The 15,027-nt window shown below is 66.2% G+C and carries 14 protein-coding genes; 10 read left to right on the forward strand and 4 right to left on the reverse strand.

What is annotated here, in order from left to right; translation table 11 throughout:
* Window position 1: 1 nt before the first annotated feature.
* Window positions 2-919, forward strand: coding sequence for an ABC transporter permease (locus ACJ7Z0_RS07655; RefSeq protein WP_434789348.1), 918 nt, complete (start codon window positions 2-4; stop codon window positions 917-919).
* Window positions 919-1,809 carry an ABC transporter permease gene (locus tag ACJ7Z0_RS07660; protein ID WP_431129768.1) on the forward strand — a complete coding sequence of 297 codons (891 nt, stop codon included), beginning with the start codon at window positions 919-921 and terminating at the stop codon, window positions 1,807-1,809. Before ACJ7Z0_RS07655 ends, ACJ7Z0_RS07660 begins: the two co-directional genes overlap by 1 nt.
* 14 nt (window positions 1,810-1,823) lie before the next feature.
* On the opposite strand, the gene ACJ7Z0_RS07665 is transcribed toward ACJ7Z0_RS07660, so the two are convergent.
* On the reverse strand, window positions 1,824-5,570 hold the full coding sequence (locus tag ACJ7Z0_RS07665; RefSeq protein ID WP_434789349.1) for a M48 family metallopeptidase: 3,747 nt from the start codon (window positions 5,568-5,570) through the stop codon (window positions 1,824-1,826).
* A 232-nt stretch (window positions 5,571-5,802) separates the two neighbouring features.
* Here ACJ7Z0_RS07665 and ACJ7Z0_RS07670 point away from each other — a divergent pair, with 232 nt between their 5' ends.
* From ACJ7Z0_RS07670 to ACJ7Z0_RS07695, 6 genes are all read left to right on the forward strand, one after another.
* The gene (locus tag ACJ7Z0_RS07670) at window positions 5,803-6,927 is read left to right on the forward strand and encodes a sterol desaturase family protein (RefSeq protein WP_434789350.1); all 1,125 of its coding nucleotides are present in this window, start codon (window positions 5,803-5,805) and stop codon (window positions 6,925-6,927) included.
* Window positions 6,924-7,709: a YaeF family permuted papain-like enzyme gene (locus ACJ7Z0_RS07675; RefSeq protein WP_434789351.1), complete on the forward strand. Its 786-nt coding sequence runs from the start codon at window positions 6,924-6,926 to the stop codon at window positions 7,707-7,709. The genes ACJ7Z0_RS07670 and ACJ7Z0_RS07675 overlap by 4 nt, the downstream gene beginning before the upstream one ends.
* A gap of 5 nt (window positions 7,710-7,714) precedes the next feature.
* Window positions 7,715-8,956 carry a BaiN/RdsA family NAD(P)/FAD-dependent oxidoreductase gene (locus tag ACJ7Z0_RS07680; RefSeq protein WP_434789352.1) on the forward strand — a complete coding sequence of 414 codons (1,242 nt, stop codon included), beginning with the start codon at window positions 7,715-7,717 and terminating at the stop codon, window positions 8,954-8,956.
* Between the two features lie 110 nt (window positions 8,957-9,066).
* Window positions 9,067-9,279: a 30S ribosomal protein S21 gene (gene rpsU / locus ACJ7Z0_RS07685; RefSeq protein WP_007833691.1), complete on the forward strand. Its 213-nt coding sequence runs from the start codon at window positions 9,067-9,069 to the stop codon at window positions 9,277-9,279.
* A 123-nt stretch (window positions 9,280-9,402) separates the two neighbouring features.
* The gene (locus ACJ7Z0_RS07690) at window positions 9,403-9,852 is read left to right on the forward strand and encodes a GatB/YqeY domain-containing protein (protein WP_055798861.1); all 450 of its coding nucleotides are present in this window, start codon (window positions 9,403-9,405) and stop codon (window positions 9,850-9,852) included.
* Entirely contained in the window at window positions 9,852-10,325 is a 474-nt protein-coding gene (locus tag ACJ7Z0_RS07695) for an NUDIX domain-containing protein (RefSeq protein ID WP_434789353.1), read from the forward strand. The genes ACJ7Z0_RS07690 and ACJ7Z0_RS07695 overlap by 1 nt, the downstream gene beginning before the upstream one ends.
* Window positions 10,326-10,360: 35 nt before the next feature.
* Here ACJ7Z0_RS07695 and ACJ7Z0_RS07700 read toward each other — a convergent pair whose 3' ends face one another.
* On the reverse strand, window positions 10,361-11,119 hold the full coding sequence (locus ACJ7Z0_RS07700) for a sulfite exporter TauE/SafE family protein (RefSeq protein ID WP_434789354.1): 759 nt from the start codon (window positions 11,117-11,119) through the stop codon (window positions 10,361-10,363).
* A 102-nt stretch (window positions 11,120-11,221) separates the two neighbouring features.
* Between ACJ7Z0_RS07700 and ACJ7Z0_RS07705 the strand changes: the two genes are divergently transcribed.
* Window positions 11,222-12,127, forward strand: coding sequence for a LysR family transcriptional regulator (locus ACJ7Z0_RS07705; RefSeq protein WP_434789355.1), 906 nt, complete (start codon window positions 11,222-11,224; stop codon window positions 12,125-12,127).
* Window positions 12,128-12,151: 24 nt separating this feature from the next.
* Here ACJ7Z0_RS07705 and ACJ7Z0_RS07710 read toward each other — a convergent pair whose 3' ends face one another.
* Window positions 12,152-12,694: a nucleoside 2-deoxyribosyltransferase gene (locus ACJ7Z0_RS07710; protein ID WP_434789356.1), complete on the reverse strand. Its 543-nt coding sequence runs from the start codon at window positions 12,692-12,694 to the stop codon at window positions 12,152-12,154.
* Window positions 12,695-12,791: 97 nt separating this feature from the next.
* Entirely contained in the window at window positions 12,792-14,162 is a 1,371-nt protein-coding gene (gene pmbA / locus ACJ7Z0_RS07715) for a metalloprotease PmbA (protein ID WP_434789357.1), read from the reverse strand.
* Between the two features lie 106 nt (window positions 14,163-14,268).
* On the opposite strand from pmbA, the gene yjgA reads away from it, so the two are divergent.
* Entirely contained in the window at window positions 14,269-14,925 is a 657-nt protein-coding gene (gene yjgA / locus ACJ7Z0_RS07720) for a ribosome biogenesis factor YjgA (RefSeq protein WP_093016224.1), read from the forward strand.
* The last annotated feature ends 102 nt before the right edge of the window (window positions 14,926-15,027 follow it).

The raw sequence follows: 15,027 nt of genomic DNA on the forward strand, positions 1-15,027 counted from the left end.
TGTGAGCGCTCCAACCGCCAGCGCGCATGCGCCCAGTCCGTCCCTCCATGCCGTGAAGGCATGGTGGCAGGCGGCGCCGTTCGCGCTGGTCTTCTTGCTGTTCTTCCTGATTCCGCTGGGGCTGGTCGCGATGGTCAGCTTGTGGAATTTCAACGAGTACGAGCTGATCCCGGCGGTGACGCTGCGCAACTACCTGAGCCTGTTCGAGGGCTGCTCTCAGCTCACGGACAACGGCGACCTGTGCGTCACGCTCAACACCTACCTGAGCACCTTCAAGTTCTGCTTTCTGGTGTGGGGCATCACGCTGCTGATCGGCTTTTCGGTGGCGTACTTTCTGGCATTCCACGTGCGCTCGTCGACCATGCAGACGGTGCTCTTCGTGCTGTGCACGGTGCCGTTCTGGACCTCCAACGTGATCCGCATGATCTCGTGGGTGCCGCTCCTGGGGCGCAACGGTCTGGTCAACCAGATGCTGGCGGGCCTCGGCCTCGTCGACCATCCGGTCGAGTGGCTGCTGTTTTCCAATTTCTCGGTGGTGCTCGCCTTCGTGCACCTCTACACGATGTTCATGATCGTGCCGATCTTCAACAGCATGATGCGCATCGACCGCTCGCTGCTCGAAGCCGCCAGCGACGCGGGCGCCTCAAGCTGGCAAACGCTCTGGAACGTGGTCGTGCCGCTGTCGCGCACCGGCATTCTCATCGGCTCGATCTTCGTCATCACCATCGTGATGGGCGACTTCGTCACCATCGGCGTGATGGGCGGCCAGCAGATCGCATCGATCGGCAAGATCATCCAGGTGCAGACCTCGTACCTTCAGTTTCCGCTGGCCGCGGCCAACGCGATGATCCTGCTGGCGGTGGTGCTGATGATCATCTGGGGGCTCACGCGGCTCGTTGATATTCGCAAGGAGCTCTGATGAGCCAACGCATCGGAGAACAACGCGCCCCCGGCTTCTGGCCGTTGGCGATCGTGTTCGCCCTCTTCGTGCTGTTCCTCTACGGCCCGATGATCACGATCTTCATCCTGAGCTTCCAGGGCCCCGAAGGCGGCCTGACCTTTCCGCTGCGCGGCGTTTCGCTGCACTGGTTCCACAAACTGGCGGAGGGCCTGGGCACCGTCGACATCGGCGCGGCCTTCAGGCGCTCGCTGGCGCTCGGCGCGGTGGTGATGGCGTTCACCGTGGTGCTGTCGGTGCTGGCCGGCCTCGCCTTCCGCAAGAAGCTTGCGGGCAGCAACGCGCTGTTCTTCGTCACGGTGGCCAGCCTCATCATGCCGTCGATCATCATTTCTCTGGGCATCGGTCTGCAGTTCCGGCTCATCGACACCGGCATCAAGAGCCTGCTCACGGCCATGGACGCCACCACCCTGCTCGAAGGGTACGGCACCGCGCTCGGCCTGTTCAGCTCCGCACTCGGCGCCCACCTGACGTGGACCCTGCCCTTCGGGCTGCTCATCATGTTCGCGGTGTTCAACCGCTTCAACCCGGCCTACGAGGAAGCCGCGCGCGACCTCGGCGCCACGCCCTGGCAGACCTTCCGGCATGTGGTGCTGCCGCTGATCGGTCCGTCCATCGTCGGCATCGGCATGTTCGGCTTCACGCTGTCGTGGGACGAGATTGCCCGCACCTCCCAGGCCATCGGTGACGTCAACACGCTGCCGCTCGAGCTGCAGGGCCTGACCTCGACCGTCACGACGCCTTCGATCTATGCGCTCGGCACGGTGACCACCGTGGTGTCGCTGCTCGTGATGGCCGTGGCGCTGGGCACGGCCGCGCTGCTGCGCCGCCGCGCCGTTCGGCCGCGCTGAGACCGGGACCGGCCTCAACCGAAATAAGGGTGCTCCAGGGGAAACAGTGCCCGCTTGACGAACGTGCGCCATTGCACAGGCGCGCGTTGACCCAACACGACCAAGCCTGCGCTATAGGCGTAGGCCCGGAATTGCGGCGTCAGGCCTGCGAGCGCTTCTTCGGCTTGGCGCGGGTCCCTGCTGGTCCGCAGCACGGTCACGAAGGCACGCACCCTCTGTGCGTCGTCGGGCGACATGTATTTGAGCAACTCCATCTGCTTGTCCATCGAGCCCCCATGCTTGATTGCCAGGCCGATGCCGGGCAACAGAGACTCGAAGTCGCCGATCGTCATCGCCTGGCTGGCATCGAGCGCCTTCGCCACCTGCTTCGGGCTCGCCCCATCCGACGCGCCGATGAACACCAGCAGGCGGACGGGCGGCTGCGTGCCCGACGTCGCGATAGCAGAGGCTTTGTCCAGATTGCCGCGACTCATCTCGATGTAGCCGAACGCGGAGCTCTCCGGAGGAATGTCCTTGCCGTTGCCAAGGACCTGCTGCATCTGCAGGAAGCTCGACTTGGCCGCAAGATCGTCGAGCGACACGGTTTCGCCCTGTTCGATGCGCCGGATGCGCGCCAGGTCGTCCGTGGTGATCTGGCTCAGGAGAGGCGACTTGGCTCCCGCCCTTTCGTAGGCCCGGCGCGCTTCGGGCCAGGCCTGTTCTCCCGCCCAGGCATGCCCGGCGGCAAAGGCGAACCAGGCACTGTCCGGGTGCTCGGCCGCGCCCTTCTTGAAAGCCGCGTCCTTGGCAGGACTGTCGTCCATGCAGCGCACCACCAGATAGCCGAGATCGCTCGCAGCCTGATGGGCTTGCGCCAATGCGCGATGCTGCCCGCAAACGCGTTCGCGCGCTTCGGGCGTGCTGGCGTGGTTCTGCTGTTCGCGCAGCGAGGTGACTTCGAGCGGCGCGCGCTCCAACCGCGCGGCGATGATCTGCGCGCGGTTTTCCGGGGCGTACTGATCGGCGGCCGCCAGCCATTCGAGCAGGTAGGGTGACTTTTCCGAATCCCACCTGGCGTGTGCCTCGATGAGCGCCTTGCGGTCGCTCTCGGCGTCGATCATGCCCAGTGCGTTGTTCGCGGAGCGGGTCTCCGGGCCGCTGATGACCGAGCGCGTGCCGCCGGCGCTGCCCTTGGGAGTGGTGATCTGCTGCGGCGGTGGTTCGAACAGCGCATCTGCGGACTGCATCGACCAGCGCGGCGCCCCGAGCTTTCTTTCTGGGGGTGGCGATCCACGTCCGTACATCGCGGTCCAAGCAACCATTGGCGCAGCCCCTGCCACGTTGTAAACGTAACGCACGCCGATCAGCTCCGGGTTGGCCGAAAACGATTCGATCTTCTGCCCCTCGGTCGTGTGCGAACTGAGTTCGATCGTCTTGTCGGCCTCGACTTCGAAAGTCTGCCTGCCGCCCGCCGGGAGTGTTGCGCTGCTGCCGCCGATGCGGACCTTCACCTGGCGGTCAAGCCCATTGAATGCAATGACGCGGGCGCTGCCCAGCGAGGTGCTGATACCCATCAGGCTTGCGATCACACCGCCGGCCACGGTCAACCGCGCCGCGCCGGCCCACCAGCCGTCCGCCGTTTGAAACCTCGACCAGGCATCGAGCTTTTTCTGCCGTGGTCTTTCCTGGCCACTTGTCAGCGTGGCATAGGTCGATGGCACCACGGGCGCGTCTGATGCTCCGCCCGCCGCCTCCGGCGACAACGGCTCGGCCGCGATCCGTGCTTCGGTGTGCAGCAGCTGATCGAGTGCGGCACGCCGCAAATGCCCCAGCGCGCGCAGCATCGGCTTCAGCCAGCTGTCCACGTGCTTGATCCATTCGTTGAGGTTTTCGCGCGTCGGGTACCCGAATTCGAATTTCCCCACCAGCGAAGCCCAGCTGTCGTGGCCCAACAAGGCCAATGCATCGGCGCCGGCCTGGATGTCGGGTGCATCCTTTCCGATCTCGGCCATGGCGGTGAAAAGCGCGCCGGCATCGGCGTGCACGCGCTGAGCCTCGGCGTCATTGACTTTGCGTTTGGCAGTGACCATTGCCAGGGTGTTGGACAACGTGGATTGCAGATCCGCCAGGTTGGCTTCGGCATGTTCGGCATAGTGCAGAAGCCGCAACTGCCCAAGCCACGCTGCTTCCCATTCAGGCCCCTTGACGACGGCCAATGCATGTAGCGTGGAGCGGCAGCGGCGGTCTTGCGTTTCGAGCTCGCGCTCGACGTCGGCGATGTCGCGAGAGACCTCGTCGATGGCGCCGGGCAGTTCGCGCTTCTTGATGCCCTTGCCCCGATGTTCCAGGCGCGGACCTTCGGTGCGGGCAATGCCCTCCTGAACGGCGACCAGCGCGGCGCGCTCGTGCAGCAACGCATCGAGCCGCTCGAGCATGCCCGACAGCGAATCCGGATAGAGCTCAGGCAGCGAAGCCGCGGCGTCCGAAGCGCTCATGCGGTCGAAGAGCTGCTCGACCAGGTTTTGCGTGCGCGTAACGGTCCGCGCCAGATAGATGCCGCGATAGCGCCTTTTGTAGGACTCCCGGTCGTACTCGGCGTCGAGTGCCTCCGCCGCGGCCTCGCGCGTGCCGGTCAGCGGCGGCGGAACGATGTGGCTGATCATGCCTGCGCAGATGCGTTCCCGGAATGACAAAGCCTCGTCGAACAGGTCCCACGCGGAGCTTTGCCGGGCTTCGGCCGCGAGGTAGGTTTTCTTGGCGTTCTCCTCGCGCTCGTGGCTGGCTGGATGCGTGGCCCACATCCGCGACACCGAAACCTTGTCGCGCTTGAAGATGCGATGCGCCTCGGGGCCCTGCGTTGGCGGTGGCGGTGGAATCCCGTAGCCGGGATCGTCAAGGATCACCCGCAGTTTCTGCAGAATCTTCGACTGGATCTCATAGAGATCCGGGACGGCTGTGCCTTTGTGCAATTGCCGGTTTGCGAAATCGAGCGTACGGTCCCAGGCCGCATCGGCCGCCTGCATCCTGTAGAGCGCCTCGATCAGCGCGTCGCTACCCGCCAGGCTCACCGAAACACGATCGGCCTGGAATTCCATCTCCCTGGACAGCGCACGGTCGGCCAGCACGACGATGCGAAACAGGCTGTCCACGACGGAGCGGATGGACCACACCAACAGCGAGAAAAGCCAACCCACCCAGGCAATGCGAATGTCGGTACGCGAAAGACCTTCGAGAAAGCGATCGAGCCGGTCGCGCTTGGCCACGACATGCGCCGCGATCTGCTGCGCCAGGTAGACCCAACGGCCGACCGCCATGCTGCGCTGCGCGAAGTGCCCGAACTCGTGCGCCAGCACCGCCTTGAACTCGGAGACGGTCAGCACATTCACCAGTGGAAGGCCGATCTCCAGGTTTTTCTTCGAGGGGAAGAAGAAGTTGAGCAGCGAAAGGTCGTAGAACACCGCCGCATTGACGCGTGACGACACATATACCCTCGCAGGCCGTGGGGCCCGGGCTTCGTCCGCCAGACGGTGCAGAAAGGCGAACAGCCTGGGGTGCTCGGCTGCCGTGATCTCGACCGAAACGCCCGTCTCGCCGCGCCGTACGAACACCAGCGCCTTCAGCATGAACACGGCGAGGAACGCGGCCCCCAGGCCCACTCCCATCAGCAATAGGCCGTCGCCGCCGGACCCATAGACCGAAGCCCGGATGGACTGATACGCTTTCCACGCCAGCCAGCCCGAGAACAGCAGGTAAGCCGCGATAAATGCCATGAGCGCGAACATTGCGAGCCAGGCATGCCGCCGATAGGCAGGCGACGCTTTCGCGAGTTGGCTGCCGGTGCCAGCGGGACCCGCTGGATAAAGTTGATCCATGTTGTTCCCTCTTCCTCGCACAATTGATTGTTCTGCGGGTGGCACTTCGGTCCGGCAGCAACACCCAACGGCCAGCCCAGCCGATAATTCCACGCATTGTTTACAGATTCTTGCATCTGCAAAAGAAGACCAGAGGGAAAAAATGCTCGAAAAACTCAATGAATTCACAGAAAGCCACGGCGAGCTGCGCCGCGGCCGAGGCCTTGTCACGGGAACCATTGCGCTGAGCCTGGGCATCCTGTGCTTCCTGGGCGTGCTGGCGTTCCACTTTCCGCAGTACCTCACGACGCCCGAGTTGCGCAAGAGCTACAACGTCGACGTGATGCGCTTCATCCTGCTGGCGGCCATGGTCGTCGCGGGCGGGATGGCGCTGGTGAACATCATCTTCAACCGCTCGCGCTGGCTGTCTTCTGCCGCGTTCCTGCTGGTGGTCGCGGCGGCGCTGCTGGGCGGGCACAAGGTGCCGGTGAACGACTTTGCCGACAACACGCCCTACATCGGCCTGGACTGGTTCATCCTCGACCTGCTGGGCTCATCGCTGATCTTCATCTTCATCGAGAAGCTCTTCGCGCTGCGCAAGGACCAGCCGGTTTTTCGCGCCGAATGGCAGACCGACTTCCACCACTTCGTGGTCAACCACATGATCGTGGGCTTCGTGCTGCTGGCCACCAACCTGATGGTGCACAAGTTCTTCGGCTGGGCGGCCAACGACGGCATTCGCGGCTGGGTGGGCAATCTGCCGTTCTGGGCCGGGCTGCTTCTGATCGTCCTGGTGGCCGACCTGGTGCAGTACTGGACCCACCGCGCCTATCACGAGGTGCCGGTGCTCTGGCGCCTGCATGCCGTGCACCACAGCGTGAAGAGCATGGACTGGATGGCCGGCTCGCGCCAGCACATCCTCGAGCTGCTGATCACGCGCACGCTGGTGCTGGCCCCCATCTACGTGCTGGGCTTCTCCAAGGAAGTGATCGACGCGTACATCGTGGTGGTGGGCTTCCAGGCGGTGTTCAACCACTGCAACGTGAGCGTCCGGCTCGGGCTGCTGCGCTACATCATCGTGACGCCCAACTTCCACCACTGGCACCACAGCCAGGACGTCGAGGCGCTCGACAAGAACTATTCGGCGCACTACGCTTTTCTCGACTATCTCTTCGGCACCGCGGTGAAGAGCACCAAGCTCTGGCCCGAGAAGTATGGCGTGCTCGGCGACTACGTGCCCAACGGCTTCTTCAAGCAGTTGAAGTTTCCTTTCGTCTGGAAAGGATGATGCGGCGCCATCTCGGCGCGGCGGCGCTCGGCGCTGCCGCAATGCTGCTGCTCTCGGCCTGCGCCACCCGCGTCGACCTGCCGTCGAAAGACGCGGGCCTGCGCCTGCGCGTGCAGAGCTCGGTCATCGCGCCCGGCAACGGCGGCGAGCTGATCGCCGCCGACGCGCTGCAGCCCGGCGACATCCTGCTGACCTCCATTGCCACCGTCAATTCCTTCGGCATCCGGCTGGGCACCTTCTCGCCCGTGAGCCACGCCGTGCTCTACCTGGGCGACGGCCTGATCGCCGAGGCAGTGGGCAGCGGCGTGCGCGCGCGTCCGCTGGCCGACGTGGTGGACGAAGAACAGATGGTGGTGGCCTTTCGCGTGCCCGGGCTCGATGCCGCGGGTGCCCAGAAACTCCGCACCTGGGCCAACTCGCAGGTAGGCATTCGCTACAACACCACCGGCGTGCTGCTGAATGCGCCTTTCGTGCTGAACCGGCGCCTGTGCGAACTGCCGCTGATTCCATCGGCCGTCAGCCACTATTGCATCAGCGGCATGGCAATGGTGCAGCTGGGCGCGAGCCGCGACGACCAGTTCTTCTGTTCGCAGTTCGTGCTCGAGGCCTACCGCCGGGCCGGCCTGCCGATCACCGACGCCGACCCGCGCTGGGTGAGCCCGGCCGACCTGCTGCACATGCGCGAGGGCGACGTGCCCTCGATTGCCGCCACGCAGCCGCTGCGCTACGTGGGCCACCTCAAGTACAACCCGCCGCCGCTGCTTGCCGCTGACGGCCCCTGACCGCCTTGAGCAATTCTTCTTCGGATCATTTCGACGTCGTCGTGGTCGGCGCCGGTGCCGCAGGCCTGTTCTGCGCGGCGCTGGCCGGCCAGCGCGGCTTGAAGGTGCTGCTGGTCGACCACAGCGAAAAAGTGGCCGAAAAAATCCGCATCTCGGGTGGCGGCCGCGCCAACTTCACCAACCGCGACCTCGACGTGCGCGCGCCGCAGCGCCACTTCATCGGCGACAACCCGAATTTCTGTCGCTCGGCCCTGTCGCGCTATGCGCCGCAGCAGTTCATCGAACTGGTGCAGAAGCACGGCATCGCCTTTCACGAGAAGCACAAGGGGCAGCTGTTCTGCGACGGCTCCTCGCAGCAGATCATCGACATGCTGCTGGCGGAATGCGACGCGGGCAACGTCACGCGCTGGCAGCCGTGCAAGCTCGGAAAGATCGTGTTTTCCACTTCCGGCTGCCCTGATGCGACGAGCCCAGGCAGCTACCAGATCGATAGCAGCAAGGGCTTCGTCGAAACGCCCAAGCTCGTGGTTGCCACGGGCGGCCTGTCGATCCCGCAGATCGGCGCCAGCGATTTCGGCTACCGCCTGGCCGAGCAGTTCGGCCTGCGCGTCGTCACGCCCCGCCCGGCCCTGGTGCCGCTGACTTTCGGCGGCGAAGCCTGGGCGCCGTATGCCGAACTGGCCGGGCTGGCGCTGCCGGTGCGCATCGAAACCGGTGCCAAGAAGGAAAAGATGACCTTCCTGGAAGACCTGCTGTTCACCCATCGCGGCCTTTCGGGCCCGGCCGTGCTGCAGATTTCGAGCTACTGGAAGCCCGGCACCCCGCTCACGCTCGACTTCGCGCCCGGCGTGGACGTGGCCGAAGCCCTGGGCGACGCCAAGCTCCGCTCGAAGAAGCGCATCGCCAACGAACTGGCCATGCTGGTGCCCTCCCGGCTGGCGGATGCCTGGGTCGGGCAGGATCCGGGCCTGCAGCGCCCCGTCAACGAGGCCGCCGACAAGGCCCTGGCCGCCCTGGCCGAGCGCATTGCCCGCTGGCAAATCACCCCCAGCGGCACCGAGGGCTATAAAAAGGCCGAGGTCACGGCCGGCGGCATCGACACCCGCGATCTGTCCTCCCAGACCATGGAATCCAGGCAGCCGGGTCTGTATTTCATCGGCGAAGTGGTCGACGTGACGGGTTGGTTGGGCGGATACAACTTCCAGTGGGCCTGGGCGAGCGCACATGCGTGCGCAACCGCGCTATAATCGCGGGCTAACTTTGGCCTCCCCTCAACGGCCGCAAAAATTTTTCAGTTGAGGAACCCCGGCTTGGGGCCTCGATCTCCCCGAGCCAAATTCAGTTCAACGATTCATCAATGACCACCATCCGCGTTAAAGAAAACGAGCCTTTCGACGTCGCCCTGCGCCGCTTCAAGCGCACCATCGAAAAGCTCGGCCTGCTGACCGACCTGCGCGCCCGCGAGTTCTACGAAAAGCCGACCGCCGAGCGCAAGCGCAAGAAGGCAGCCGCCGTCAAGCGCCACTACAAGCGCGTGCGCAGCATGCAGCTCCCCAAGAAGCTGTACTGATGCCCGTTGGCAACAGGATCGCCGGCCTTTGACGCAAGTCGGCCCAGCGATCCGATTGCTGCCTCAGCCGCGCCAGGGAAACCTGCCGCGGCTTTTGTTTTTCCCGAACCAGGAGCCCCGAGCATGAGCCTCAAGGAACAGATCACCGAAGACATGAAGACCGCGATGCGCGCCAAGGACTCGGAGCGCCTCGGCACCATCCGCCTGCTGCTGGCAGCCCTGAAGCAGAAGGAAGTCGACGAGCGCGTGGAACTCGACGACGCCATGGTCGTTGCCATCGTCGACAAGATGGTCAAGCAGCGCAAGGACTCCATCGCGGCGTTCACGACCGGCGGGCGCGCCGACCTGGCCGACAAGGAAGCCGCCGAGATCAAGGTGCTCGAGGTCTACCTGCCGCAGCGCATGGGCGCCGACGAAGTGGCTGCCGAAGTGAAGGCCATCGTGGCCGAGCTGGGCGCCAAGGGCCCCGGCGACATGGGCAAGGTGATGGGCGCGGTCAAGACGCGCCTCGCCGGCAAGGCCGACATGGGCCAGGTGAGCGCGGCGGTCAAGGCGGCCCTGGCGAGCGCCTGATGCGCAGCGGCGGCGCCGGCGCCACCACGACGATCCCGAAGGCTTGCGCCTGCCTGGTCGATGCCAGGGGCCGGCTGCTGGTGTTCCGCCATCCCGGCGACGGGAACATGCAGCTGCCCAAGGGCACCATCGAGCCCGGCGAGTCGCCCGAGACGGCGGTGCGCCGCGAGCTGCTCGAGGAATCGGGCATCGACCACGTCGGCGAACTGCAGCCGCTCGGCACCCTGCAGCGCGACTGCGAGGCCGGCATCGAGGGCAACACGGTGCGCCATCCCCAGCTGTGGCATCTTTTCCTGATGCGTGCCGACGGCCCGCTGCCCGAAACCTTCGAGCACGTGGCCATGGGCAGCCCCGAGGAAGACGGCCTGGTGTTTTCGTTCAGCTGGCTCGCGCCCGACGACGGCATCGAGAACTTCGCCCTGCCCTACAGGCAGGCCATCGCACGCGTTCGCGCGGCCTTGCTCGCCCCCTGAAGATCGCACCGGGGTTCTTCGGAGGCTCACCTGGCTCAGGCCAGCGCGTGCGCCACCATGTAGACCCCCAGGAGCGCCAATCCGGCCAGGAAGCAGCGCCGGAACACCGCCACCGACAAGCGCTGGCGCAGCCACGTTCCCAGCACCATGCCGGCGAGGGCCGGCAGCAACATCGCCACCGACCCGCCGACCGCCGAAGCGGGATAGCTGCCGTTGCCGACCAGCCCGATGGCCAGCACCACGGTCGAGGTGGTGAACGAAATACCCATCGCCTGGATCAACGCATCGCGCTGCAAACCCAGGGCCTGCAGATAGGGCACGGCCGGCACCACGAACACGCCGGTCACCGCCGTCACCAGACCCGTCGCGGCGCCCACCAGCGGCCCCAGCCAGCGCTCGTGCGCCGCGGGCACATGCAGCTGCCGCCCCGTGAGCCCCCAGAGCGCATAGGCCACCAGCGCCACGCCGAGCGCCACCGAAGCCCAGGCGCCAGCCGGCACCCCGAGCCACAGCGCGCCGCCCAGGGAACCCACCACGATGCCCGCCTGCATGCCACCGATGCGCCGCAGCACCGGCCAGAAGGTCGCGCGCGGCCCGGTCTGCCAAAGATTGGTGACCAGCGAGGGTGCGATCAACAACGCGGCCGCGCGCACCGGCGGCATCCACAGCGCGAGCAGCGCCATCGACACTGTCGGCAGCCCGAGCCCGACCACGCCCTTGATCACCCCGGCCAGGAGAAATACCGCGGCGGCCGCGGCCCAGTGGCCTGTTGCCAGTTCGTTCGAGATCGTCATTGCGGCGCAGTCTGCCGGCCTGTGCCGAGGCTGAAAATGCGGCATTCGCGCAGCCAGCCTCAGGCACAGGCTGAGGCTCCCGTGCTACCTTGCGGCCTCACCATGCGATTCGATCTCACAGACCTGCGGCTCTTCCTCCACGTTGTGGAGGCCGGGAGCCTGACCGCCGGCGCACAGCGCTCGCACATGACGCTCGCCTCGGCCAGCCAGCGCGTGCGCGGCATGGAGGACGCCCTTGGCAGCCCGCTGCTTACGCGGCACGCGCAGGGCGTGCGCCCCACCGAGGCCGGCCGCACGCTGCTGCACCATGCGCGTGTCGTGCTGCAGCAGATGGAACGCATGCGCGGCGAACTCGGTGAATACGGCCAGGGCCTCAAGGGCCACGTGCGCTTCATGTGCGGCACCTCGGCGCTGAACGAGCACCTGCCCGAGGTGCTGAGCCGCTTTCTTGCGCAGCATCCGCGCATCTCGGTCGATCTCGAGGAGCGGCCGAGCCCGCAATCGGTCGATGCGCTGCGCGCCGGGCTGTGCGACATCGGCATCGTCTCGGACGCGGTCGGCACCGAGGGGCTCGAATGCCACCCCTTCCGCCGCGACGATCTGGTGCTCGTGATGCCGCGTGGCCATGCGCTCGCGGGGCGCCGGCGCGTGCGGCTGGCCGAGGTGGCCGACAGCGAATTCGTCGGCCTGACCGAGGACAGTGCGCTGCAGCAGCTGGTGACGCAGCATGCCCGTGCGCTCGGCAAGCAACTGGCCTACCGCGTGCGCGTGCGCAACTTCGAGGCCGTGTGCGGCATGGTCGCGCATGGCATCGGCGTGGGCATCGTGCCGCAGACCGCGGCCGCGCGCTGCGCCCGCTCGATGAAGATCGCGCGCGCCAACCTCAGCGATGCATGGGCCGAGCGCACGCTGATGGCCTGCGTGCGTTCGTCGGAAGATCTGCCGCTCAACGCCCGGCGGATGCTCGAGCACCTGTTGGCGCCGCCCGAGAAGGCTGCGGCGAAGTAACCTGAACGCGAGGCCGGCTGCGGCTCAGCGCGGCTGGAGCGCAAGCAGCTCCGCCATCTTCCGCAGCGCTTCTTCCGGCGTCGGCGCGATGTGGATCGAACAGGCCAGCATCAGGTTCAGCGGCTGGCCGAAATCTTCCACCGCGATGCCGCTGCCGGTCTCGCGCAGCACCCCGGCCGCATCGGGCGCGCACTGCAAGAGAGACCGGGCCCGGTCCGCATAGCTGCCCGCAGGCACGCCGTAGGCCACGACCGGAATCCCCAGCGCCACCGCAGCGCCCACCTCGAACACTGTCCCTGAATCGGGCTCCAGGCCGCGGAAGCACGCGAGGTTGGCCACCACACCGTCCGCGCCGCGAAGCCGCTGCATGTTGGCCTCGTAGATCTGCTCTTCCGGCGCGCCGGCGCCTGGCTGATCGTTGCCATCGGCCGGCAGCAGGGCCGCAAGCCCCAGCGCATCGCAAGCCGCCGCGAGCCTCACGAAGTGGTCCCTGGCGTCGGGGCGAAAGACGTCCGGGCCCGCAAGGTAGATCTGCGGGCGGGCCTGTCTTTCTGGGTCTTGATTCATTGAAAGCACATCTTAGCCGCGCGCTTCTGAAGGGCCGTTGCGCTCTATCCGCTGAGGGCGATCAGGCAAACCATCAAATAGCACGGTCCGCAAGTGCTCAGCTGCCGGCCACCTTCATGCGGTTGACCAGCACCGACCCCGTGGTCTTGGCGCCGAAGGTGTAGGCATCGGCCCCGATGGCCTCGATGCCCATCAGCATGTCCTTGAGGTTGCCGGCAATGGTGATTTCATGCACCGGGAAGGCGATTCGGCCCTTCTCGACCCAGAAGCCGCTGGCGCCGCGCGAGTAGTCGCCGGTGACGTAGTTCACGCCCTGCCCCATCAGCTCGATCACGAACAGGCCGGTGCCCAGCTTGGCCAGCATGGCGTCCAGGTCGTCGCCCGGCTTCGTGAGGCGCGAATTCAGGGTCAGGTTGTGCGAGCCGCCGGCGTTGCCGGTGGTCTTCATGCCCAGCTTGCGCGCCGAATAGGTCGAGAGAAAGTAGCCTTCGAGCCGCCCCGCGTCCACCACCTTGCGCGCGCGGGTCACCACGCCTTCGTCGTCGAACGGCGAGCTGCCCTTGCCGCGCAGTACGTGCGGGTCTTCGGCCACGTCCACGTGCTTGGGCAGCACCGGCTTGCCGAGCGAATCGAGCAGGAAGGTGCTCTTGCGGTACAGCGCCCCGCCGCTCACGGCCTGCACCAGCCCGCCCAAGAGGCCCACGGCCAGCGGCGACTCGAACAGCACCGGGCACTCGGTGGTCTTGATCTTGCGCGACTTGAGCCGGCTCAGCGCCCGCTCGGCGGCGTAGCGGCCCACGGCCTGCGGGCTGGCCAGTTCGCCGGCCGAGCGCATCGAGCTGTACCAGGAGTCGCGCTGCATGTCGTCGCCCTTGCCGGCAATGGGCGCAACCGAAATCGAATGCCGCGAGCTGGCATAGCCGCCGCGGAAACCGTGCGTGTGGGCGCTGAAAAAGTGGCTCTGCTGGGCCGAAACGCCCGCGCCTTCGCTGTTGGTGATGCGCTTGTCGGTCGAAAGCGCCGCCGCTTCGCACTCGAGTGCCAGCCTGGCGGCCTGCTCGCTCGTCACATCCCAGGGGTGGAACAGGTCGAGTTCGGGGTGTTCCTTGGCGATGTCTTCCTCGTCGGGAAGGCCGCTGACCGGGTCTTCGGCCGTGAAGCGGGCAATGTCGTAGGCGGCCTGCACCGTCTGGGCAATGGCCGCCTCGGAGAAGTCGGAGGTGCTGGCGTTGCCGCGGCGGTGGCCCACGTAGACCGTGATGCCCAGCGACTTGTCGCGGTTGCGCTCGACGTTCTCGAGTTCGCCCTTGCGGACCGAGACGCTGAGACCGCAGCCCTCGGAGGCCTCGGCGCCGGCATCGGTTGCACCGAGCTTTTTGGCGTGGGCCAGGGCCGAGTCGACCAGGTTTTCGAAGAAGGAGCGGCTGTAGGCGAAGCCGGAATCGGCGCGCGAGGAGGATGTCGTCATGTGGTGGCTATGATACTTGCGCCCCCCACATTCCGTTTTCCCTTCAGCTTCCCACTGCGCATTGCACGCGTTGCAACGCCGCACGGTGCGGCCCAGAATCCACCCCATGTCCCGCAAACCCAAAAAAGGCTATTTCGTCCGTGGCCAGTTCGTCGCCGAAGGCAGCGAGCTCGACCTGGAGCTCAAGCGCGAGCTCAAGGGCACCGACGAAGCCAGCCGCACCGATCTCAAGCGCGAAAGCGACGAACTGCAAAAGCTCGGAACCGAACTGCTCGGCCTGCGCGCCGGCCTGTTCGATGCGCTCCCGCTCGACGAAAAACTGGTCGACGCCGTGGCCGAGGCCAAGCGCATCACCAATTTCGAGGGCAAGCGCCGCCAGATGCAGTTCATCGGCAAGCTGATGCGCAAACTGGAGCCCGAGGTGCTGGAGGCCGTGAAGCTCGCCCTGACCGAGCAGAACAGCGTGCCGGCGGCTGAAACCGCCGCGCTGCACGAAGCCGAACGCTGGCGCGACCGGCTGATTGCCGACGACGATGCGCTGGGCGGCTGGATCGAAACCCACCCCGCCACCGATTCGCAGCAGCTGCGCGCCCTGGTGCGCCAGGCCCGCAAGGACATGAAGTCCGGCCCCGCCGGCGAAGCGCCGCGCCAGGGCAAGGCTTATCGCGAGATCTTTCAGCTGGTGCGTGCCCAGCTGGCGGTGCATGGTGGCGCCGACCACGCTGCGGAGGCTGCCGCGCAAGACCGGGAAGACGACGCATGAGCTTTCTGACTTTTGACTTTCTCCCTCTCCCGCTTGCGGGAGAGGGTCGGGGTGAGGGTCGACGGCCTGTCCACGCGTACGCTCTTTCCACCGCCAGCAGCC

It is taken from the genome of Variovorax palleresanus (genome assembly GCF_051144945.1).
In the GTDB taxonomy this organism is placed as follows: domain Bacteria; phylum Pseudomonadota; class Gammaproteobacteria; order Burkholderiales; family Burkholderiaceae_C; genus Variovorax; species Variovorax paradoxus_S.